Source organism: Campylobacter sp., assembly GCF_052170435.1.
Taxonomy (GTDB): domain Bacteria; phylum Campylobacterota; class Campylobacteria; order Campylobacterales; family Campylobacteraceae; genus Campylobacter_A.
The window spans coordinates 16142-37085 of the sequence record NZ_JBQNAN010000010.1; the positions used below are offsets into that span (position 1 = coordinate 16142).

Here is a 20944-nt window from a genome sequence, read left to right on the forward strand (position 1 = left end):
TTTGCGGCCTTAAATTTACTCTATGGTCTCTGAAGCTACGGCGGTGAAAAGTACGTCTGAGGCGCTATTTACGGCTGTTTCTACCGAGTCTTGGATCACGCCGATGATAAATCCTACGCCGACAACCTGCATCGCGATGTCGTTACCGATACCAAATAGCGCGCAAGCAAGCGGCACTAGCAGTAGCGAACCGCCCGCGACGCCGGAAGCCCCGCACGCGCCTAGAGCCGAGATAAAGCAAAGCAGTAACGCGTCGCCAAAATCAACCGTGATAGACGGGATCGAGTTTACCGCCGCAAGCGCCAAGATGCCGATAGTCACGGCTGCGCCGCCCATGTTTATAGTGGCTCCTAGCGGGATAGAGATCGAGTAGAGCTCCTCTTTTAGCCCTAGTTTTTTGCAAAGCGCCATATTTACCGGGATATTTGCCGCAGACGAGCGAGTGAAAAACGCCGTAACCGCACTCTCTCTCACGCAAGTCATCACGAGCGGATAAGGGTTTTTCTTAGTAACCGCAAACACCATCGCAGGGTAAACGACGAAGGAAACGAAAGCCATCGCACCGACTAGAACGAGGATTAGTTTTAGGTAGCCCGCAAGCGCCTCAAAGCCCGTCTCGTGGATGCTGATAGTAACTAGGCCAAAGATGCCAAACGGCGCAAGGCGGATGATAAATCTAACGATTTTAGTCACGCCGTCGCTGACGTCTTGGAATACTTTTTTAGTTTCTTGCGTGCAAAATCTCATCGCGATACCGCCGCCCACGGCCCAAGTGATGATGCCGATGTAGTTGCCGCTAGATAGCGCGGTGATAGGGTTTTGAACCATCTTAAAGATAAGGTCTTTTAGGACGTCCACGATGCCTTGCGGAGCGCTCATATTTGCGCTCTCGACGCCTTTTAGCACGAGCTCCATAGGGAAAAGGAAGCTTGCTACGACTGCAACTACGGCAGCTAAAAACGTGCCGACTAGGTAAAGCGTAACTACCTTTTGCATGCCTTTTGTGTGGCCGAATTCTTTTACGATGATAGATGCGGCTACCAGTACGAAAACTAGGATAGGCGCGATAGCTTTAAGCGCGCCGACGAAGAGGTTGCCCAAGACGGCGATGGAGTTTGCGACCGAATTTGCCACGTCGGTTAGGTCTTTTTTCGCTGCGGCTAGCTGCGCTGCGTCGCTCACGCCTTTTGCGATTAGCTCGTTATAGGGAGCCGCCTGATAGTGCGTCCAAAAGCCGATAACGGCGCCTAGAGCTATGCCGATCAAAATTTGAACGATCAAATTTCCGTCGGCGAACCTTTTTGCTAGTTTGCTAAACATTCTAGTATCCTTGCTTTAAAGTTTAATTTTAGTTTAGGATTATAGCCGAATTTACGCGGAATTTACAAGCTTTGGGCGAGATTAATTTGAATTTTATTATGAAATGTTACAATTGCGAGATTAATTTTCATAAAGGAAAAGCATGTATTTATTTACTTCTGAGGTTGTGAGCCCGGGCCACCCGGATAAATGCGCCGACATCATTGCCGACAGTATCGTCGATACGATCTTGATGCAAGATCCAAACGGCCGCGTCGCTAGCGAAGTTTTCGTCGCGGGTAAAAACATTATAATAGGCGGCGAGATAAACTCTAAGGTCAAGTTAAGCTTCAAAGACTACGAGAGTATCGTTAAAAACGCATTAGCAAAAATCGGCTACGACGGCAAGTCTAAATTTACGAAAGAGCAGTGCCTGCACCCCGACGACGTAGAGATAAAAGTCTGCGTAAATCAGCAAAGCGCCGATATAAACCAAGGCGTCGATCAAGAGGGCGGCGAGATAGGCGCCGGGGATCAGGGCATAATGTTTGGCTTTGCCAGCTGCGAAGCGAACGAATATATGCCCGCAGCCATAACCTACGCTAGGATGCTTTGCGATAAGGTTTATAAATTTGCCAAAGCTAACCCTGATAAACTCGGCGTCGATATAAAAACTCAGGTCACCGTAGACTACGGCACGAAGGATAACTTTGAGAGCTGCAAGCCTCAAAGCATCCACACTATCGTAGTTTCGGCCCCTTGTGTCGAGACGATGAAGATAGAGGAGCTACGCGCCCTAGTGCAAACTCTCATCGACGATGCGGGCTTGCCAAAGGGTCTATATGATAAGAGCAAAACGCTAATCTACATCAACCCGACAGGCCGCTACGTAAATCACAGCTCGCTTCACGACAGCGGGCTAACGGGCCGCAAGCTCATCGTAGATAGCTTTGGCGGATATAGCCCGATAGGCGGCGGCGCGCAAAGCAGCAAAGACTACACGAAAGTCGATCGCAGCGGCCTTTATGCGGCGCGCTGGATAGCTAAAAACATCGTCGCGGCCGGCCTTGCTAAAAAATGCATCGTCCAGCTAAGCTACGCTATCGGTATGGCAAAGCCTACCTCTGTTAGCGTCGATACGATGGGTACGCAAATCTCGGGCGTAAACGACGATATGCTGTCAAATTTCGTTAGCGAAAACTTCGCCCTCACTCCGCGCTGGATCACGAACAAATTCGGCCTGGATAAACCCGGCAAAGATACGTTTTTATACGCTAAAGTAGCAGCCAAAGGTCAAGTCGGAAACGCCAAATATCCGTGGGAAAAGCTTGATGCGGTTGATACTTTCAAGGCTTTGATTAAATAATCTCCTAGGCCCGCTAAATTTAACGCGGGCTTAAATTTACCCTCAAATTTAAGGCTCCGTATGAAATTTCATCCCGCTTTACGTCTTAAATTTACTTCACAAACGCGCGGTAAAATTTAAAGAGATTTCAAATGCAAAATGCGACAAAACAAAACGGCAAAAACAAGACGCTCGGATTCGTTTTGCTCGGGCTTTGCGCTTTTTATTTTATTTGCGCGCTAGGCATTTTTGTATTGCCTTTTGACGTGCTGGCGCACTCCTCTTTGGCGCGAGATTTCGTGGAAGCTATGCTTAAAATTTACCCGGCCGTAGAGCGAGCTTTTTCTCACACGGATTTTACGCAAAAGGCCGCGTTTTATATCGCTTATATGGGGATTATCAAGGTCGTCACGCTTGTCGGTTTCGTCGCGGCTTGTTTGCTGTGCGGCAGTAAAGAGAATAAAGCTCGCGTGATGAAACAAGCAAGAAAAGAAAATCCGGTAGCGGGATTTTTTCTTTCATTTTGCGGCATTTTGTGGGCTGGTTTTTTGATAAATATGGATTTTACGGGTTATCATATCGGATATCGTAAACCAAGAAATTCGCCTGAATACGAATGGGTGCTGAAGTCTCCCGGCGAGCTATTTTGGCAGATGACGATTGATTTTATATTTTTGATTATTGTGGCGGCTTGTATATTTTACGCGGCGTTGCAAATTCGGTTGCTATTTCGCAAACGCAAAAACGCCTAAATTTAGCAAATTTATCTGAAAAATTTATCGAACAATCCTTGTTTTGGCGTTATTATTTCAGACGGCGAGCCGTTTACGCTGTGATAGATGGCTTTGCCGTATTTCGTCGCGTAGTATTTGAGTAAATTTCGCTGTAAATTTGGCTCGGTGCTAGGCACGAACCAGCCGTTGTTCGTCACTGCGATCATGACGTCGAATTCCCCCTCAAATAGCTCGTCCCGCGTCGCTTCGTAGCAGATCGCGTTTCTGATTTTAAGGCCCTCTATCTCGTAGTCGCTAGGGGTGCTTGCCGTCTCAAAATCCTTCGCTCCGCCGAAAAATATTTTATTTATCAAATCACGCACAAATGCCGGTAGCGGGATCTCTTCGCCAAAAGGCACGAGGATAAATTTATCCATCCGCTGCATCTTGCCGCGGTCAAAGAAAAACGCCGAGTTGTAGTTCGTGCCGTTTTCGCGTGCTAGCGCGCCGGCGACGATAGCGATCTTTTGGGATTTCTCGAGTAGTTCGGAGATGAGATTTCGCTCGTGCGTCATATAGACGGGAAAGGCGCTCTCGGGCAAAATAACCGCCCTAAATCCCGCGTTTATCGCCTCGTCTATGATGGCTAAATTTTGATTTATAAACTCGTTTTTTAGTTGTTTGGCCCACTTTAGCTCTTGGGGGACGTCGGTGTTTGTTAGCTTTACTTCAAAAGGCAGGGTTTTAAAATTTGGCGTACCATACTGCACCGCGCAGGCTAAAAGTGCGGCAAAAGCGATAAATTTGAAGCGGTTTTTGACGTAAAACAGGCACAAAATCGCGGCGAAAATAAACGCAAGCGCGAGCAAATTAGGCGCAAATATGCCCGGCACGAAAACGGCTTCTAAATTTAGCCAGTTAAAGCCGAATGGATGGACGTTTGAAACTAGGATAAGCAGCAAAGCCCTTAACCAAATTTGAGCTGGGATACCCGCTATCAAAAACAGCGCGCCGTAGATGACCCCGATAGCTAAAATTTCAAGCGGGATGAGGTAGCTAAGCTCGTAATAAACGAGGCTAAAGCTAATCCAGTAAAACCATAAAATCCCGACAAAAAATCCAGTCCAAAAAAAGCCGCGGCGGTCAAATTTGAGCAGCAAATAAAAGCCCGCGATCGCAAAAAACGGCGAGATAAAATTTAAAATTTCGCCGCCTAAAACATCGGCTAGTATAAAATTTGATATTAAAATCGCGCCGACAAAGGCTTTTATTATAATTTTAGTGCTAAAATAAGGGCTTAAAATTTTTTTTATTAAGGAACCCCATGCAAGAAGGAAATTTCGTAGCTTCATTACTGCCTCTAGTCGTGCTTTTCGCGATATTTTATTTTTTGGTTATCAGACCGCAGCAAAAACAGCAAAAGGCTCATGCCGCGATGCTAGCCGCACTCGAAAAGGGCGACAAGATCATAACTAGCGGCGGACTAATCTGCGAGGTGATAAAACCGGAAGAGGATTTTATCAGAGTTAAGCTTAACGACGACGTAATCGTGCGCGTTTCACGCGAATTCGTCGCGAGAAAAATAGAAAAAACAGAGACGAAAGCAAATGCGTAACGGCAAAATAACGTATAGGCTGATCATCTTTGCTTTGGCTTTGATTTTCGGCATTATCTTTTCCGCGCCGTCGTTTACGGACAAGCTAGGCGGCTCTAAAATCAGTCTAGGGCTTGATTTACAGGGCGGACTTCATATGCTCCTTGGCGTCGAGACCGAGGAGGCCGTGCACTCAAAGATCAAGTCGATAGCCGCTAGCGTGAACTATTTTGCGAAAAAAGAGGATGTTTTGATCGATAGCTTTAAGATCCGTGAAGACAAGGTGGACTTTGAGCTGCTTGATGCGGACGAAGCCGCTAAAATCGACGGCATGCTAAAAGATATCAAGGGTCTTAACGTACAAAAAGACGGCCTAAAATACTCGGTCGGCTTAACTGACGCCGAGAAGGCCGAAACTATCGAATACGCGATAAATCAAGCGGTAGAAACAATCAGAAACCGACTCGATCAGTTCGGTCTGGCCGAGCCTACTGTAGCAAGACAGGGCAAGGATAATATCCTAGTCGAGCTTCCGGGTATCAAAACGGCGGCCGACGAGCAGCGCGCACGCGATCTCATCGCAAAAGCCGCGCACCTCCAGTTGATGGCCGTCGATGAAAAGCGCCAGTCGCAGGCAAACTCTATGAGCGAGGCCGAGGCTGAGAGCTACGGCGACATCGTCTATCCGGACGTCAAAAACGAGCAGATAAAATACGTCGTAAAAAACATCCCCGTCCTAGACGGCGCGATGCTAACGGACGCTAGAGTCGCCTTTGATCAGCGCACGAACTCGCCTATCATCAGCTTTACTCTAAACGCCGAGGGAGCTAGAATTTTTGGCGATTTTACGGGCGCAAACGTGGGAAAACGCCTAGCTATTGTGCTTGACGGCAGGGTTTACTCGGCTCCTTCGATAAACGAGAGAATCGGCGGCGGAAGCGGCCAGATTAGCGGCGGATTTAGCGTAGAGGAGGCTCACGACGTAGCTATCGCGCTTAGAAGCGGCGCTCTTTTGGCTCCGGTAAAAATGCTAGAAAAACGAAGCGTAGGACCAAGCCTGGGCGCCGACAGCATAAGGCAATCGATGATCGCGCTAGCCTCGGCTTCGGTTTTAGTGGTGCTGTTTATGATAGCTTATTACGGTTTTAGCGGCATTTTGGCAAATATCGCGCTTGTCGCAAATATCTTGATATTAGTCGCCGTGATGGCGATGTTCGGCGCTGCTTTAACGCTGCCTGGAATGGCCGGCATAGTGCTAACCATAGGTATGGCCGTGGATGCAAACGTCATAATAAACGAGCGCATCAGAGAGCTACTGCGCGACGGGGCCAGTATCGCAACTAGCGTGAAAAAGGGCTACGAAAACGCAATGAGCGCGATCATAGACGCAAATTTGACCACGCTTATCACCTCGGTCGTGCTTTACGCCTACGGTACTGGACCGGTTAAGGGCTTTGCCGTTACTATGGGCATAGGTATCATCGCTTCGATGATAACGGCGATCTTGGGTACTCACGGTATGTTTGATACGATTATAAATAAAATAGAAAAAAGCGGTAACACGCGGTTTTGGTTCGGTTATAAAAGGGTATAAATGCAATTTTTCTCAAAGGCACATGTTTATGATTTTATGAGCAAGCGCTACATCGCGCTAGCCGTCTCGGCCGTGCTATTTTTTGGTTCGCTTTTTTTGATGGCGACGAAAGGCTTTAACTACGGCATCGACTTTTCCGGCGGTACGCTCATCCAGGTAAAATACGATAGCGCGGTCTCGCTGGATAAAATTCGCGCGGCTTTGGCAAAAGACGAAGCCTATAAAAACGCGAGCGTTACGGAGTTTGGCTCGGCGGAGGAAGTTACGATTAGATTTTCTGGAGCAAACTCAAATTTGGGTAGCGACGTCGGAGCTAGCGTTGCCGAGCTTTTAAAAGATACGGGTAAATTTGAGATCCGCCGTACGGACGTGGTCGGGCCTAAAGTCGGCGACGAGCTGCGCGAAAAGGGGGTGATGGCGCTTGCGATCTCGCTCGTGGGCATCTTGATCTATATCGCGTTTAGATTTGAGTGGAGATTTGCGATGGCGGCGGTTGCTTCGGAGATTCACGACGTCGTGATCACGATGGGCGCGATCAGCTTTTTTGCCGTCGACGTAAATTTGGACACTCTTGCGGCAATTCTTACGGTCGTAGGCTACTCACTAAACGATACGATCATCGTCTTTGACCGTATCAGAGAAAATATCAAAAGCAGCAAGAGCACGCATCTTGATACGATAATAAACGAATCGGTCTCCGCGACGCTAACTAGAACGATACTCACATCAGGCACCACGCTCATCACGGTAGTCGTGCTGTTTTTGTTCGGCGGAGATATGATACACGGATTTTCTTTGGCGCTGATAGTGGGCATCGTCATAGGTACGCTTAGCTCGATATTCGTCGCCGCGCCTATGCTTTTATGGTTTAAATTTAGCGTGGAGAAATACCGCGCTATGGAAGCGGAAAAGGCGCGCGTACAAAGAGAAAAAGACAAGCAACGCGCGATGTTTGAAAAAGGCACTATATAAGGAGAAGCGATGAACTGGGGCAAGGTTGTTTATATATTTTTCGCGCTTATGAGCCTGACGACGACGGCGGGATTTTTATACGATAAAAACGAGATTGCGCTATTTGTAGCGGCGAGCGTAAACGTGATCTCGACGCTACTAAAAATCGGCGTCAAAAACGTCTTTGCAGCCGAGCTTTTTGCCAGCTCGCTAGTGGCCGACTTGCATCTTATTCCAGCTTTTGTGCTACTTCAGGTAAACGGCAACGCGCATATGGCGTATTCGCTAGCGATCGGCGCCGCGATAGCAAACGTCTTTTCTCTAGCGCTTGTTTTGGTTGAGTCCGGCAAGACGCAAGAAGAATTTTAGGAGTAAAAATGAGTGAAATTTTAAAATACGAGCCGGCGAAAATAGAAAAAAAATGGCAAGAAATTTGGAGCAAAAACGGCGAATTTGAGCCCAAAGACGACTATAGCCTGCCTAAAAAATACATCCTAAGCATGTTTCCGTATCCTAGCGGACGTATCCACATGGGGCACGTGAGAAACTACACCATCGGCGACGCCTTGGCTCGCTACTACCGCAAGCGCGGCTACAACGTCCTTCATCCGATCGGCTTTGATAGCTTCGGCATGCCTGCGGAAAATGCAGCGATAAAGCACAAAATTCATCCTAAAATTTGGACTTACGAAAATATAGACTACATGCGCGGCGAACTTGAAACGCTAGGGCTTAGCTTTTCTAAAAAGCGCGAATTTGCGACTTCCGATCCGCTTTATACTAAATTTGAGCAAGAATTTTTCATCAAAATGTACGAAAAAGGGCTGGTCTACCGCAAAAGCGCGGTCGTAAACTGGTGCGAATACGACCAGACCGTGCTTGCTAACGAGCAGGTCGAGGACGGATGCTGCTGGAGATGCGGAAACGCCGTCATCCAGCGCGAGTTGCCGGGTTACTATCTAAAGATCACTGATTACGCGCAGGAGCTGCTGGATGATCTAAAGCGCCTTGAGGGCAAATGGCCGTCTCAAGTGCTCACGATGCAGGAAAACTGGATCGGCAAGAGCTTTGGCTTGGAGTTTAAATTTGAGCTTGACGAGGAGTCGAAGCAAATTTTAGAAGGCGGCGAGCAGATAGAGGGGTTTGAGGTATTTACTACGCGCCCAGATACGATTTACGGCGTTAGCTATGCGGCCTTGGCGCCTGAACACAAGATCGTAAAAAGGTTGCTTGAGGGTGGCAAGCTTGAGGCGGCCAAAGCCGAGAGAATCAGGAAAATTTTAAACCAAAGCCCGCGCGAACGCCAAGCTAGCGAAAAAGACGGTCTGTTTTTAGGTATCAACGTCTTGCACCCGCTAACCGGAGAAAAAGTGCCGGTTTGGGTGGCGAATTTCGTCCTAGCAGACTACGGTAGCGGCGCGGTTATGGCGGTGCCGGCTCACGATGAGCGCGACTATGAGTTTGCGAGCAAATTTGACCTGCCTATAAAATGGGTGGTTAAGCCTGCGCAGGGCGAATTTGAGGGCGGCAAGGCGCTAACGGAGTACGGAATATCCATAAATTCGCCGCTCATAAACGGTCTTGGCAGCGAAGAAGCAAAACTAAAAATAATAGAAAAATTTGAAGCGGACAAGATCGGCAAACGCGTCGTAAATTTTAAGATCCGCGACTGGGGTATCTCTAGACAGCGCTACTGGGGCGCGCCGATACCGATGGTGCACTGCAAATGCTGCGGCATCGTGCCTGAAAAGATCGAAAATTTGCCTGTGACGCTACCTGACGACGTGCAGATAACCGGCGAGGGAAATCCGCTCGATAAGCACGAGAGCTGGAAGCACGTAAAGTGCCCAAAATGCGGCGGCGAGGCTATCCGCGAGACCGATACGATGGATACGTTTTTTGAGAGCAGCTGGTATTTCGCTAGATACGCGAGCGACGAAAAAACGTGGCAGGATCGCGCGTTTGACGCTAAAAGCGTGAATTATTGGATGAACGTGGATCAGTATATCGGCGGTATCGAGCATGCGATCTTACACCTGCTTTACGCGAGATTTTTCCAAAAGGCCTTGCGAGACCTGGGTTACCTAAGGGACGACGAGCCGTTTGAGCGACTGCTCACTCAAGGCATGGTGCTAAAAGACGGCAAAAAAATGAGCAAAAGCAAAGGCAACGTAGTCGATCCAGACGACATCATCAGCAAATACGGCGCCGATACGGCGAGGCTTTTTATCCTATTTGCCGCGCCTCCGCAAAAAGAGCTTGAGTGGAACGACAGCGCTGTCGAGGGCGCGTTTAGATTTATAAACCGCTTGTACGAACGAAGCGCTGGTGTAAAAAAATGCGCGCAAATCCCGCAGATAGCGCACGCAAATTTGAGTAAAGAAGAAAAATACGCGCGCATGAAGGTTTATGAGGCGCTTAAAAAATCAAACGACGTTTACGAGGAAAATTTTACGTTTAACACCCTGATCGCTGCTTGCATGGAGGCTCTAAATGCCGTAAACGCGCAGGATAATCAGGACGTAACGACGGAAGCGTTTTTTATCATCTTAAATTTGCTCGAGCCTATCGTGCCGCACGTCGCAAACGAGCTTAGTGAGAGGCTATTTAGCAGGGCGAATTTTGCTCCGATAACTATTTTAGACGAGGTTTTTGAAAAAGATAGCTTAAATTTGGCTATCACCGTTAATGGCAAAAGGCGCGGCGAATTTGAAGCGCCGAGCAGCGCAAACGAGGACGAGGTTTTGGCTCTAGCTAGACAAAGCGCGGCTAAATGGCTAGAAGGAAAAGAAATAATCAAACAAATTTACGTGAACGGAAAGCTCGTAAATTTCGTAATAAAAGGCTAAAATTTGAAGATAAAAATTTTACTATTTTTAGCGGCTTTTGTCTTGGTCGGATGCGGCTATAAGCCCGTCTCAAAGATCACGAACGACATAATGGGCGACCGCGTCTACGTAAACGTGCTAATAAGCAAAGAAGAGCCTAAAAATAGCGTTTGGATCAAAGATAGCGTGCTAGAGGGTATTGTAACAAGGCTAGGCAAGCACATGAGCTACGATAAAAACGAGCCTACGACGATAACGGTCTCGATCAAATCGCTCAACTACCAAGCGCTATTATATGATGAAAACGGTTATGTGACGTCGTATAAGGCGATATTAACGCTAAATTTCGATACTAAGCTAAAAGGCGGCAAGATGCTATCGGTGACGACTTCGGGCGAGCATGACTTTACCGTTTCGCAAAAGGTAAGAGATACTAGATTTGCAGACGGCGTCATCAGCGAGAGCGAGAAGTATAACGCCATAAAAGAGGCTTCGCAAGAGGCTTTTGACGAGTATATCGCCGTGCTTGCGGTAAAGGGGCTAAAAAATGGCAATTAGCGTAAATCAGATCATAAGAGAAGCCATACAGGCGATAAAAGATCGTGGACTCGTGTTTACTCCGGATAACTACGCGGAGGTTTTTTGCGAGATAGCGAAAAAAAACGGCGTTACCTTGCCCGAGTGCCAAAAACTAGAAAAATACGTCGCAAGGCTAAACGATGATTTTAAAGATCAGCTAAAGCAAAAAAACGTAAAAAACGTGGACGAGCTTTTTGCGTTTATGGCCTCTAGGTTAAATTCGCCAAGCATAATAGACAACTCAAAGCTCGTAAGCGCGCTTTTGCTAATGAATAAAAGGGTTTTGCAAAGCATATCCCTCCTGCATAACAAAAACGCCAAAGAGCTCTCGGAAAGCAGTATAGAGGCGCTAAATAGGAGGCTTGACGTAGCCACGGTAGAAAAGATAAAAGACAAGTGGTTTGATTTTCTAACCGATTACGATGATTCGTTTTTAAAGCGTCTTGGCTCATACGGCATAAAAAAATTCGACGATTTGCAATCTATCGTCATAGAGCTTGATAATGCGACCATAAAAGAGCTGGATAGCACGCAAATTTACGAAAAAATAATCCCGCTCATAGCCATGATGCTAGAGCCTTCTATCACCGATAAAATCAGCGACGACGTAAGAAAAATAAATAAAATTTTAAAAAGCGATCCAAGCCTGCTCGAAGACGGTCAAACAAGAGAAAAGATAGAGGAGCTGACCAAAAAGCGAATCGAGCTGGATAAGGCTGAAATTTTAAATAAAGTCGGCGTGCTCGATAAGGTTTTAGACGGCATAAATAACCAAATCGTAAGCTTGATCAGCAGCTCGTCAAAAAGCTCTAGCACGATGCAGTACATCAAAGACGATCTAAGCTCGATAAATTTGCGCGAAGATAGCTTTGAGGGCATTAGAGACAAGATGCTAAGTATCGCCAATGCTCTTGACGGCGAGGTTAAACAGCTGGGCGAGCAGATGGTAAACGATCAAAAGACCATTAAAGAGCTTCAAGAAAGAGTAAATAAGCTAGAAACCGATCTGGAAAGCGCAAGGTCTCAGAGCAAAGAGGACTTTTTAACCAAAACCGGAACCAAAAAGGCGCTAGTTGAAGAGCTCGAGCGAATGGAACAAAAATACAACAGATACGGCAACGATTACGGCGTTTGCTTTTTTGACATAGACCACTTTAAACGCATAAACGACGTTTACGGGCACGAAGCGGGCGACGTCGTCTTGGCTACCATAGGCAAGATGCTTAGAAAATACTCCCGCCAGGCTGATTTCGTCGGTAGATACGGCGGCGAAGAGTTTGTTATTTTACTGCCAGAGATTTCTCTGGGCGACGCGGTCAAATTTGCCGATAAGATGCGAGAAATCGTGCAAAATTCTAAATTTATGTATAAAGGCGAGCGCATAGACGTGACGGCAAGCTGCGGCGTAGCGATAAGAAGCGCAAGTACGGGCTCGAATGCGACGATAGAAGAGGCCGACAAGATGCTTTATCAAGCAAAGCAGGGCGGCAGAAACAAGGTCATGCCGGAATGCTAAATGAATGTTAGATAATTTTTTAGAAAACAAACCCCTTTTTTATAAGGAAATCAACCGCGCGCGCATGCCAAACGCCTTTAAATTCGTGCAGGGCACATTTAAAATACCAAAAATCATCCATCTTATCGGTACGAACGGCAAGGGTAGCACGGGGCGATTTTTAGCGCAGATGCTCGCTCGCGGCCATAGCGTCGGACACTATACGAGCCCGCATATTTTCGAGTTTCGCGAGAGATTTTGGATGAACGGCGCCGTAGCTAGCGCGGATGCGCTCGAGACGGCTCACGAGAGGCTAATTAAAATTTTGCCCCCCGAGGTCGCGCACTCGCTTTCGTATTTCGAGTATGCGACGCTGCTTTGCGCTCCGCTTTTTGAAGGGTTCGACTTTTTCGTTTGCGAGGCTGGCGTGGGCGGCGAATTCGACGCTACGAACGTATTTGACAAGCGTCTTAGCCTCTTTACTCCGATCGGCTTTGACCACACGGCGCTACTGGGCGACACGCTAGAGCAGATCGCTACGACTAAATTTAACGCGATGGCGGACGTTGCTTTGATGAACGACGAGATGAGCGAGCTTTGCGCCGATATCGCTAGAGGGATCGCTGATAAAAAAGGCGCGACGCTCAAATTCGCTTCCCAAAATTTGACCAACGAGGATAAAAACGAGATTAAAATTTATGCGCAAGAATTCGGCTTGCCCGAGTTTTTGCGTTCAAATTTAACCCTTAGTTCTTCGGCGTTTAAGGAGCTTGGATTTAGCTTAAATTTAGCAAATTTAGGCGCGCTTGATCTAAGCGGACGCTGCGAAAAGATCGCGCCAAACGTCACTATCGACGTCGGGCACAACGAGATGGCGGCGCAGGCTCTCGTGAAAAGATTTGCGGGCAAAAAGCTAAATTTGATCTTTAACGCCTTTGCTGACAAGGACATAAAAGCCGTCCTAAAGGCGATCAAACCGATCGTTAAAAAAACTTACATCATCGAGTACGAGACGTCCGGCCGCGAGCTTGCGACGGCGCAGGTGAAAGAGGCTTTGCGACAGCTTGATATGGAGTTTGAGGGCTTTACGGATGTGCGCGCGGACGAGGAGTATCTGGCGTTTGGGTCGTTTTACCTTGTGGAAGCCTTCTTGAAAAGGTACCGCGGTGCAAAGTGAGGTTTTTGAGTATTTTTTAAACGGAGGCGATGCGCAGCTGCTCGTCTGCGAGGACGATAAGGAGGCCATCGCGGCTCTTAGCGCGGCTGAATTTGCCGGGCTTAAGGTCTTTAGATTGCCCGATTTTAGAGCGCGCGAGGGCGATGATCTGCGCAGCTTTAGCGCCGAGCTTTTCGAGTTATCCTCTGAGCTAGCCAAATTTTACGAATTTGAGGGCAAAAAGCTCCTCATTAGCCCCGTTTGCACGGTTCTAAACAAACTTCCGGGCAAAAAACACCTACAAAAGCTTACTCTAAATTTCGGCGATAAAATCGATCCAAAAGAGCTAGCCGAAAAACTACTGCGCTTTGGCTACGAGGCGGTTGATATCGTGGAGAGCGAGGGCGAGTTTTGCGTGCGCGGCGAGATTATAGACATTTTTTGCGTCGGTGCGCAGGAGCCAAACCGCATTTTACTTTTTGACGACGAGATAGAGAGTATCAGACACTACAGTACGCAGACGCAAATTTCAAACAAAACCGAGCTAAAAAGCGTTGAAATTTCGCCTTTTATCGCTGCTTTAGGCGAGGCTGAATTTGAAAAAACCTCCGAAAAAATAAAAGAGATCGAGACCGACGCGCTAATCAGCGATCTAAAGACGCTCGGATTTTGGGCGATAGATGGGTTTATTGATTACACGCGCGAATTTAAAACGGTTTTGACGAAAAAATTTGACGGCTTTGAGCGCGATCTGGGCGATGTGGCAAATTTGCCCGTATTGCCCGCGGCTAAAGTTTATAAAGATCTAAGCGTAACTTTAAACGCCGATTTTTTCGAGCTAAATAAAAATAAAAAAATCAAAGTTTTAGCGCGTAACGAAGGGCTTTTTAACGCATTAAATTTGAGCGAATATAAAAACGTAGAGTTCGTACAAACCGAGGCCGCGTTAAATTTGGTTTCACCAAGCGAAATCATCGTTTCGCTAAATAAATTTGAAAAGAAAAAGCGCGCCAAAAAACCGAGTCTAGTCATCGATGAGCTAAAGGCAGGCGACTACGTCGTGCACGAGGAGTACGGCATCGGCAAATTTACGGGGCTTGAAAAGCTAACGGTGCTCGGCAGGACGCGCGAGTTCGTCGTGATCGTTTATCAAAACGAGGACAAGCTGCTTTTGCCCGTCGAGCATCTAAATTTGATCGATCGATACGTCGCAGGCAGCGGTAGTATCGCGGTTTTAGACCGTCTAGGCAAGGCGAATTTCGCCAAGATAAAAGAAAAAGTTAGAGCCAAACTTTTCGTTATCGCCTCAAAGATTATTTCACTAGCCGCCCAGCGCGAGCTAATCCGCGGCGAAATCATCGAAAAAGACGATGCGGAGTATCTAAATTTCTTGCAAAACGCGGGCTTTGCCTACACGAGAGATCAGGAGCGCGCATCAAGCGACATCGCAAATGACCTAAAAAGCGGCAAGGTGATGGATAGGTTGCTTAGCGGCGACGTGGGATTTGGTAAAACCGAAGTTGCGATGAACGCGATATTTAAGTGCGTAAAATCGGGCTTTCAGGCGCTATTTTTCGTGCCGACGACGCTTCTTAGCTCCCAGCATTTTAAAAGCCTAAAAGAGCGGCTGGGTAAATTTGACGTTAGCGTCTTTAAGCTTGACCGTTTCACGAGCGCGAAGGAAAAAGCGGCCGCGGTTAAGGCGCTGGAGGCGGGGCAGCCTTGCGTTTGCGTGGGTACGCACTCGCTTTTGTCGGTTAAGCCCTCAAATTTAGGCCTCATCATCATCGACGAAGAGCATAAATTCGGCGTCAAGCAAAAAGAAAAACTAAAAGAGATTTCAAGCGCCTCGCACGTGCTATCTATGAGCGCGACTCCGATACCGCGCAGCCTAAATATGGCGCTTTCAAGCGTCAAGGGCTACTCCGTATTGCAAACTCCGCCAAGCTCGCGCCTAGACGTGCGAACCAGCGTGCGCGAGTGGGATGAAAAGGCGGTAAAAGAGGCTGTGATGCGCGAACTGCGCCGCGGCGGGCAAATTTTTTATATCCACAACCACATCGCCACTATGTCTCAGGCAAAAAAGCAAATTTTGGATATCATGCCAAATTTACGCATCCTCACGCTACACTCCAAGATCGACGCTAAAACGACCGAAGAGGAGATGATGAGGTTTGAAAACGGCGAATACGACGTGCTGCTAAGCACCAGCATCGTAGAAAGCGGCATCCACCTGCCAAACGTAAACACCATCATCATCGAGGGCGCGAATAAATTCGGTATCGCAGACCTGCATCAACTGCGCGGGCGCGTCGGCAGGAGCGATAGGCAGGCGTACTGCTACTTCCTCGTCGAAGACAAAAACGCCTTAAGCGAGGACGCGCTAAAACGCCTAGTCGCGCTTGAGAGTAATTCGTTTTTGGGCTCGGGCAGCGTGCTAGCCTATCACGATCTAGAAATCAGAGGCGGCGGTAACCTGGTGGGCGAAGCCCAAAGCGGCCATATCGAGGCGATCGGCTACTCGCTCTACATCAAGATGCTAGAAGAAGAGATAAATAAGCTGCTAAATAAAGAGAGCTTTGAGAGTGCGAAAATCGATCTGAAACTTAGCATAAATGCGTTTTTAAACTCGGAGTTTATCAGCGAGGATAGATTGCGCCTAGAGCTATATAGACGGCTCAGCAAGTGCAAAGAGGTCGCCGAGGTTTACGAGATAGAGGGCGAGATCGAGGATAGATTCGGCAAGCCCGACATCTACACCAAGCAGTTTTTAAGTCTCATTATAATTAAAATTTTAGCGATAAAAGCGGGCTTTAAAGCTATCTCAAACGCCGAGCAAAACATCGTGCTAACCGCGCAAAACGGCGAACAAACCAGACTAAGATCAAAGAGCAAAGACGATGATGACGTGATAGAGGAGATATTGATCTACCTTAGAAAATTAAATAAAGGACGGGCGGAGAAATGATAGACTGGAACACGACTGCCGCAGCGATTTATCGGCGCAAATTCGGCGCTTTAAAGGGGGTAACGGACGTTGATTTTACGCAGCTTGAGGGGCTTGTCGGGATCGAAAAACAAAAAGAAGAGCTCGTGGAAAATACGCGAAATTTTTTAGAGGGCAAGGGTGCTAATCACGCGATACTCTGGGGCGCGCGAGGCTGCGGTAAAAGCAGCCTGGTTAAGGCCGTTTTTACTAAATTTTACCCGGAGGGCTTGCGGCTAATCGAGCTAAAAAACGACGAGCTGGAGATGATACCAGAGATCATTTACGAGATCAGGGATAGCAGCTTTAAATTTATCATTTTTTGCGACGACCTTAGCTTTGAGGCAGGGGATATGAGCTATAAATTTTTAAAACCCGTGCTCGAAGGCTCGATCGAAAAGGCGCCTAAAAACGTGCTAGTCTACGCCACATCAAACCGCCGCCACCTGATCAGCGAGCTAAAAAGCGACAACGAGGGCGCAAGGGTCGGCGAGACGGAGCTGCACTATAGCGACGCGGTCGAGGAAAAGATCGCGCTTAGCGATAGATTCGGGCTTTGGCTTAGCTTTTATCAGGGCAGTTTTGCGGACTATCTAAAGATAGTGGATTTTTATTTTAAAGATTTCGTAGGCGACAGAGCTATGCTTCACGAGCTAGCAAAGCAATACGCGCAGCTGCGCTCGAGCCGCTCTGGACGCACCGCAAGGCAGTTTTATCTAAGCTATAAAGATAAAATTTGATGGCAAATTTAACTAGAGTGGGATTTGTCGGCGACATCGTCGGACGCGCTGGACGAAGCGCGGTTATACAAAATTTGCCCAAATTTAAGCGAGAATTCGAGCTTGACTTTATCGTCGCAAACGCCGAAAACGCAAGCGGAGGCTTCGGTCTCACCGCAACCAACGCGCACGAGCTGCTAGAGTGCGGTATCGACGCGATCACGGGCGGCAATCATAGCTTTGATAAAAAAGACGTAGTCGCGCTGATGGACGCCCTACCTATCATCCGCCCGTATAATCACTTCGCGGGAACTGCGGGGCGCGGCGCGATAAATTTGAGCAAAGAGAGCAAGAGCCTAAGCGTGGTAAATTTGATGGGGCACTACGGCTTGCCGCATACGAATAACGCCTTTTTAGAAGCCGAGCGTGCGCTAGAGGAGTGCGAGAGCAAAAATATCCTCATAGACTTTCACGCCGAGGCCACGAGCGAGAAAAATGCGTTTTTTAGGCTATTTTGCGGGCGAGTGGGAGCGATAGCGGGCACTCACACGCACGTTGGTACCGATGATTTGCAAATAGTTAGCGGCACCGCATACGTGAGCGACGTAGGGCTTAGCGGGGCATTTGACGGCGTCATCGGCATGGACGCTGAAGCGCCCGTGAAGAGCTTTTTAACGGGGCTAAAGCACTCGTTTAAGGTAAATGAAAAATGCAGGCGAATCTTTCAAATGGTCGTGTTTGAATTTGACGGCGTGCGCTGCACGGATGCCTTTAAGATCCGCGTGATAGACGGAGTTAGCGAGCCTTTGGTGCAGCGAGCGGTCAAATTTGCATAAACGAGCGCAAATTTGAGCCGCGCAAGGCTAGCGACGGCTTTTACTCAAATTTAAGCGCGGCGGCGTTTTGGACGATAAATTTGAGCAAGAGCCGCACGCTAAATTTGCTAATAAACAAAGAAAAAAAAGGAAAAACGATGGATAGCACGCAGCTTTTTTTGGCGCTAAAAAACGCGGGCGTAAAGGCTGACGCAGACGGCCCTCTGTGGTGGCCAAACGCAGGTACTTTCGAGGTCGTGGTCGGCGCCGTTTTGATACAAAATACCAACTGGAAAAACGCCGATAAAGCGCTAAACAATTTAAAAAACGCAAATTTGATGAGCGTGGAAAGTATCGTAAAAACGCCCGCGGCCGAGCTTGCCTTGCTCATAAAACCTAGCGGCTTTTACAACACCAAAGCAAAACGCCTAAAAACGCTTTGCGAGGCGATTTTTAAAAAATTCGGCGATTTTGAAAATTTCAAAGAAAACGTAAGCCGCGAGTGGCTGCTTGGCGTCAAAGGCATCGGCGCGGAGACCTGCGACGCGGTGCTTTGCTACGCGTGCGGGCGCGAGGTGATGGTCGTAGATAGCTACGCTTTGCGGATTTTGGGCTTTTTTGGGTATGAGTTTGAAAGCTACGAAGAAGCTCGCGAGTGGCTAGAGGTGGTAGATAGCGAGCAGATTTGTAAAGCATACGGACGCGAGCTAGGCATGAATGAAATTTACGCCAAATTTCACGGCAAGATAGTGGAGTTTTGTAAGGCGCACTTTAACGGCAAAAAGCTTGACGAAGTAGGCGAAGAGATACTAAAATCCATAAAATAGGAGCGAAGATGAAGATAAATTTTATAAATTTACAGGCCCAGTATCAAAGATACAAAAACGAAATCGACGAGCAGATCAAAGAGGTGCTAGACAGCTCGGTCTATATCGGCGGCAAAGTCGGCGAGCTAGAGGAAAATCTGGCTAAATTTAGCGGCGCAAAGCACGCTATAGCTTGCAGTAGCGGCACGGACGCGCTGCTATTAGCCTTTATGGCGCTTGATATAAAGCCCGGCGACGAGGTTATCACGACGCCTTTTACCTTTATCGCTACGGCCGAGATGATAGCGTTTCTGGGCGCAAAGCCCGTGTTCGTCGATATCTACGAGAGGACGTATAATATCGATCCAAATTTGATCGAGGCAAAGATCACGCCCAAGACTAAGGCTATCGTGCCGGTGTCGCTTTTTGGGCAGGCGGCGGATATGGCGGCGATAAACGCTATCGCGCAAAAGCACGGCCTAGTCGTCATCGAGGACGCCGCGCAAAGCTTTGGCGCGAGCCAAAACGGCGTAAAATCCTGCAACCTCTCGCGCATCGCTACGACTTCGTTTTTCCCGGCTAAGCCGCTTGGCTGCTACGGCGACGGCGGAGCGATATTTACGGACGACGACGCCCTAAACGAAAAGATACGCATCCTGCTAAACCACGGCCAGTCCGAGCGCTACATCCACAAATACGTCGGCATAAACGGCAGACTCGACGCCATCCAGGCGGGCATTTTAAACGTCAAGCTAAAATACCTTGACGCCGAAATCGCAAAACGCCAAGAGATCGCGGCGAGGTATACTAGCGAGCTAAAGGGCGTCGTAACGCCTTTCGTCGCGGAGGGCAACGTCTCGGCGTGGGCGCAGTACTGCATCCGCGTAAAAGATAGAGCGAAAATGCTAGAAATCTGCGCGCAAAAAGGCGTGCCGACGGGCGTTTATTACCCCGTGCCGCTGCATTTACAAGAGGTGTTTAAGGATCTTGGCTATAAGCTTGGGGATTTTGCCGTGAGCGAAGCGGTGGCGCAGGATATAATGGCGCTACCGATGTCTGCGTTTGTAACCAAAGAGGAGCAAGACTATGTTATCGAGGTTATAAATAATGCTTAAATTTGCGCTCATAGGTCTTGGCGTCATGGGTAAAAACCACTACCGCGCGCTGCAAAACGTCGCGGGCGTGCAGATAATCGCGCTTTGCGATCCGTTTAGCAAGGAAAATTTCGCGCAAAAAATTTACGCTGATCTTGACGAGATGCTGAAGAGTGAAAATTTAGACGCTGCCGTCATTGCTACGCCGACCTCGCTACATAAAGAAGCGGCGCTAAAGTGTATGCGAAAAGGGCTAAATTTGCTCATCGAAAAGCCCGTTTGCGCAAATGCCGCAGACGCTCAAATTTTACTTGACGAAGCTAAGCGGCGAGATATAAAGGTAGCCGTCGGGCACGTCGAGCGCTTTAACCCGGCGATCGCGGCTCTAAAAAAAGAGCTTGAAAACGAGGAAATTTACAGCGTGCAAATAACTAGAAACGCGCCCTTTCCGCAGCGAATCGCAGATGTGGGCATACTAGCCGATCTAGCCGTGCACGATATCGATCTCATTAGATTTTTAAGCGGTAAAGAGATAAAAAGCGCCGACATAAAATGCTCGCGCAAAATCCACGCTAAATTTGAAGATAACGCGGTTTTGTCGTTTGAGCTTGAGGGCGAGATAACGGCTCTCATAGCTACTAGCTGGCTAGCTCACAGACGCAAAAGAACGGTCGATGTCGCGTGCAAAGGGGCGGTTTACGAGGCTGATTTGCTAAATCAAAGCCTGGTTAAATTTAGCGAATTTGACGCAAGCTCGTATAAAACGCAAAATATATTCGTCAAAAGAACTGATCCGCTAACAAGCGAGCTAGAGGACTTTGTGCGTCTTTTAAGCGGCGAGCAAAGCGCGGGGGCCAGCATAGAAGACAGCCTAAAAACGCTAAAAATCATAGAGAATGCGAGCTAAATTTTTGGCTGAAATATAAAAGAAAATTTATTTTTTTATATTTTATTTATATTTATGGAAAAA

18 protein-coding genes are annotated in these 20944 nt (G+C 47.9%); 16 read left to right on the forward strand and 2 right to left on the reverse strand.

Going from position 1 to position 20944, the window contains the following annotated elements:
- Nucleotides 1–15: 15 nt before the first annotated feature.
- Complete coding sequence (sstT, locus tag ACTTJF_RS05545) at nucleotides 16–1320, reverse strand: serine/threonine transporter SstT (protein ID WP_442551110.1); 1305 nt, start codon at nucleotides 1318–1320, stop codon at nucleotides 16–18.
- Between the two features lie 142 nt (nucleotides 1321–1462).
- On the opposite strand from sstT, the gene metK reads away from it, so the two are divergent.
- Both metK and ACTTJF_RS05555 read left to right on the forward strand, forming a co-directional pair.
- Complete coding sequence (gene metK / locus ACTTJF_RS05550) at nucleotides 1463–2665, forward strand: methionine adenosyltransferase (RefSeq protein WP_442551111.1); 1203 nt, start codon at nucleotides 1463–1465, stop codon at nucleotides 2663–2665.
- Nucleotides 2666–2796: 131 nt separating this feature from the next.
- Nucleotides 2797–3396, forward strand: coding sequence for a hypothetical protein (locus ACTTJF_RS05555; protein ID WP_442551112.1), 600 nt, complete (start codon nucleotides 2797–2799; stop codon nucleotides 3394–3396).
- Nucleotides 3397–3407: 11 nt separating this feature from the next.
- Here the strand turns inward: ACTTJF_RS05555 and ACTTJF_RS05560 are convergent, their stop codons facing one another.
- Nucleotides 3408–4709 carry an apolipoprotein N-acyltransferase gene (locus ACTTJF_RS05560; RefSeq protein ID WP_442551113.1) on the reverse strand — a complete coding sequence of 434 codons (1302 nt, stop codon included), beginning with the start codon at nucleotides 4707–4709 and terminating at the stop codon, nucleotides 3408–3410.
- Here ACTTJF_RS05560 and yajC point away from each other — a divergent pair.
- From yajC to ACTTJF_RS05630, 14 genes are all read left to right on the forward strand, one after another.
- Complete coding sequence (gene yajC / locus ACTTJF_RS05565) at nucleotides 4682–4972, forward strand: preprotein translocase subunit YajC (protein ID WP_002953039.1); 291 nt, start codon at nucleotides 4682–4684, stop codon at nucleotides 4970–4972. The genes ACTTJF_RS05560 and yajC overlap by 28 nt on opposite strands.
- Complete coding sequence (secD, locus tag ACTTJF_RS05570) at nucleotides 4965–6545, forward strand: protein translocase subunit SecD (protein ID WP_122873659.1); 1581 nt, start codon at nucleotides 4965–4967, stop codon at nucleotides 6543–6545. The genes yajC and secD overlap by 8 nt, the downstream gene beginning before the upstream one ends.
- A complete protein-coding gene (gene secF / locus ACTTJF_RS05575) occupies nucleotides 6546–7517 on the forward strand; it encodes a protein translocase subunit SecF (protein ID WP_442551114.1) in 972 nt (323 codons plus the stop codon).
- Between the two features lie 9 nt (nucleotides 7518–7526).
- Nucleotides 7527–7865, forward strand: a complete 339-nt coding sequence (locus ACTTJF_RS05580; RefSeq protein ID WP_002953043.1) for a DUF6394 family protein — start codon at nucleotides 7527–7529, stop codon at nucleotides 7863–7865.
- Nucleotides 7866–7873: 8 nt separating this feature from the next.
- The gene (gene leuS, locus ACTTJF_RS05585) at nucleotides 7874–10345 is read left to right on the forward strand and encodes a leucine--tRNA ligase (RefSeq protein WP_442551115.1); all 2472 of its coding nucleotides are present in this window, start codon (nucleotides 7874–7876) and stop codon (nucleotides 10343–10345) included.
- Between the two features lie 3 nt (nucleotides 10346–10348).
- Nucleotides 10349–10882: a penicillin-binding protein gene (locus ACTTJF_RS05590; protein ID WP_314070753.1), complete on the forward strand. Its 534-nt coding sequence runs from the start codon at nucleotides 10349–10351 to the stop codon at nucleotides 10880–10882.
- Entirely contained in the window at nucleotides 10872–12419 is a 1548-nt protein-coding gene (locus ACTTJF_RS05595; protein WP_442551116.1) for a GGDEF domain-containing protein, read from the forward strand. The genes ACTTJF_RS05590 and ACTTJF_RS05595 overlap by 11 nt, the downstream gene beginning before the upstream one ends.
- Nucleotides 12420–12423: 4 nt before the next feature.
- Nucleotides 12424–13575: a bifunctional folylpolyglutamate synthase/dihydrofolate synthase gene (locus tag ACTTJF_RS05600; RefSeq protein WP_442551117.1), complete on the forward strand. Its 1152-nt coding sequence runs from the start codon at nucleotides 12424–12426 to the stop codon at nucleotides 13573–13575.
- The gene (gene mfd, locus ACTTJF_RS05605; RefSeq protein ID WP_442551118.1) at nucleotides 13565–16522 is read left to right on the forward strand and encodes a transcription-repair coupling factor; all 2958 of its coding nucleotides are present in this window, start codon (nucleotides 13565–13567) and stop codon (nucleotides 16520–16522) included. The genes ACTTJF_RS05600 and mfd overlap by 11 nt, the downstream gene beginning before the upstream one ends.
- Nucleotides 16519–17280 (forward strand): ATP-binding protein, encoded by a 762-nt coding sequence (locus ACTTJF_RS05610; RefSeq protein WP_442551119.1) that lies wholly within the window; start codon nucleotides 16519–16521, stop codon nucleotides 17278–17280. Before mfd ends, ACTTJF_RS05610 begins: the two co-directional genes overlap by 4 nt.
- On the forward strand, nucleotides 17280–18095 hold the full coding sequence (locus ACTTJF_RS05615; RefSeq protein ID WP_442551120.1) for a TIGR00282 family metallophosphoesterase: 816 nt from the start codon (nucleotides 17280–17282) through the stop codon (nucleotides 18093–18095). Before ACTTJF_RS05610 ends, ACTTJF_RS05615 begins: the two co-directional genes overlap by 1 nt.
- Before the next feature lie 137 nt (nucleotides 18096–18232).
- Entirely contained in the window at nucleotides 18233–18901 is a 669-nt protein-coding gene (locus ACTTJF_RS05620; RefSeq protein WP_442551121.1) for a 3-methyladenine DNA glycosylase, read from the forward strand.
- 8 nt (nucleotides 18902–18909) lie between these two features.
- Nucleotides 18910–19995: a DegT/DnrJ/EryC1/StrS family aminotransferase gene (locus ACTTJF_RS05625; RefSeq protein ID WP_442551122.1), complete on the forward strand. Its 1086-nt coding sequence runs from the start codon at nucleotides 18910–18912 to the stop codon at nucleotides 19993–19995.
- The gene (locus ACTTJF_RS05630) at nucleotides 19988–20881 is read left to right on the forward strand and encodes a Gfo/Idh/MocA family oxidoreductase (RefSeq protein ID WP_442551123.1); all 894 of its coding nucleotides are present in this window, start codon (nucleotides 19988–19990) and stop codon (nucleotides 20879–20881) included. The genes ACTTJF_RS05625 and ACTTJF_RS05630 overlap by 8 nt, the downstream gene beginning before the upstream one ends.
- Nucleotides 20882–20944 lie beyond the last annotated feature (63 nt).

Coding starts and splice junctions, on each gene's coding strand:
- ACTTJF_RS05625 (WP_442551122.1), top strand. CDS start 18,910: ATGAAGATAAATTTTATAAATTTACAGGCCCAGTATCAAAGATACAAA.
- ACTTJF_RS05560 (WP_442551113.1), bottom strand. CDS start 4,709: ATGAAGCTACGAAATTTCCTTCTTGCATGGGGTTCCTTAATAAAAAAA.
- secF (WP_442551114.1), top strand. CDS start 6,546: ATGCAATTTTTCTCAAAGGCACATGTTTATGATTTTATGAGCAAGCGC.
- sstT (WP_442551110.1), bottom strand. CDS start 1,320: ATGTTTAGCAAACTAGCAAAAAGGTTCGCCGACGGAAATTTGATCGTT.
- yajC (WP_002953039.1), top strand. CDS start 4,682: ATGCAAGAAGGAAATTTCGTAGCTTCATTACTGCCTCTAGTCGTGCTT.
- ACTTJF_RS05555 (WP_442551112.1), top strand. CDS start 2,797: ATGCAAAATGCGACAAAACAAAACGGCAAAAACAAGACGCTCGGATTC.
- secD (WP_122873659.1), top strand. CDS start 4,965: ATGCGTAACGGCAAAATAACGTATAGGCTGATCATCTTTGCTTTGGCT.
- ACTTJF_RS05600 (WP_442551117.1), top strand. CDS start 12,424: ATGTTAGATAATTTTTTAGAAAACAAACCCCTTTTTTATAAGGAAATC.
- ACTTJF_RS05630 (WP_442551123.1), top strand. CDS start 19,988: ATGCTTAAATTTGCGCTCATAGGTCTTGGCGTCATGGGTAAAAACCAC.
- ACTTJF_RS05615 (WP_442551120.1), top strand. CDS start 17,280: ATGGCAAATTTAACTAGAGTGGGATTTGTCGGCGACATCGTCGGACGC.
- ACTTJF_RS05595 (WP_442551116.1), top strand. CDS start 10,872: ATGGCAATTAGCGTAAATCAGATCATAAGAGAAGCCATACAGGCGATA.
- ACTTJF_RS05580 (WP_002953043.1), top strand. CDS start 7,527: ATGAACTGGGGCAAGGTTGTTTATATATTTTTCGCGCTTATGAGCCTG.
- leuS (WP_442551115.1), top strand. CDS start 7,874: ATGAGTGAAATTTTAAAATACGAGCCGGCGAAAATAGAAAAAAAATGG.
- ACTTJF_RS05610 (WP_442551119.1), top strand. CDS start 16,519: ATGATAGACTGGAACACGACTGCCGCAGCGATTTATCGGCGCAAATTC.
- ACTTJF_RS05620 (WP_442551121.1), top strand. CDS start 18,233: ATGGATAGCACGCAGCTTTTTTTGGCGCTAAAAAACGCGGGCGTAAAG.
- metK (WP_442551111.1), top strand. CDS start 1,463: ATGTATTTATTTACTTCTGAGGTTGTGAGCCCGGGCCACCCGGATAAA.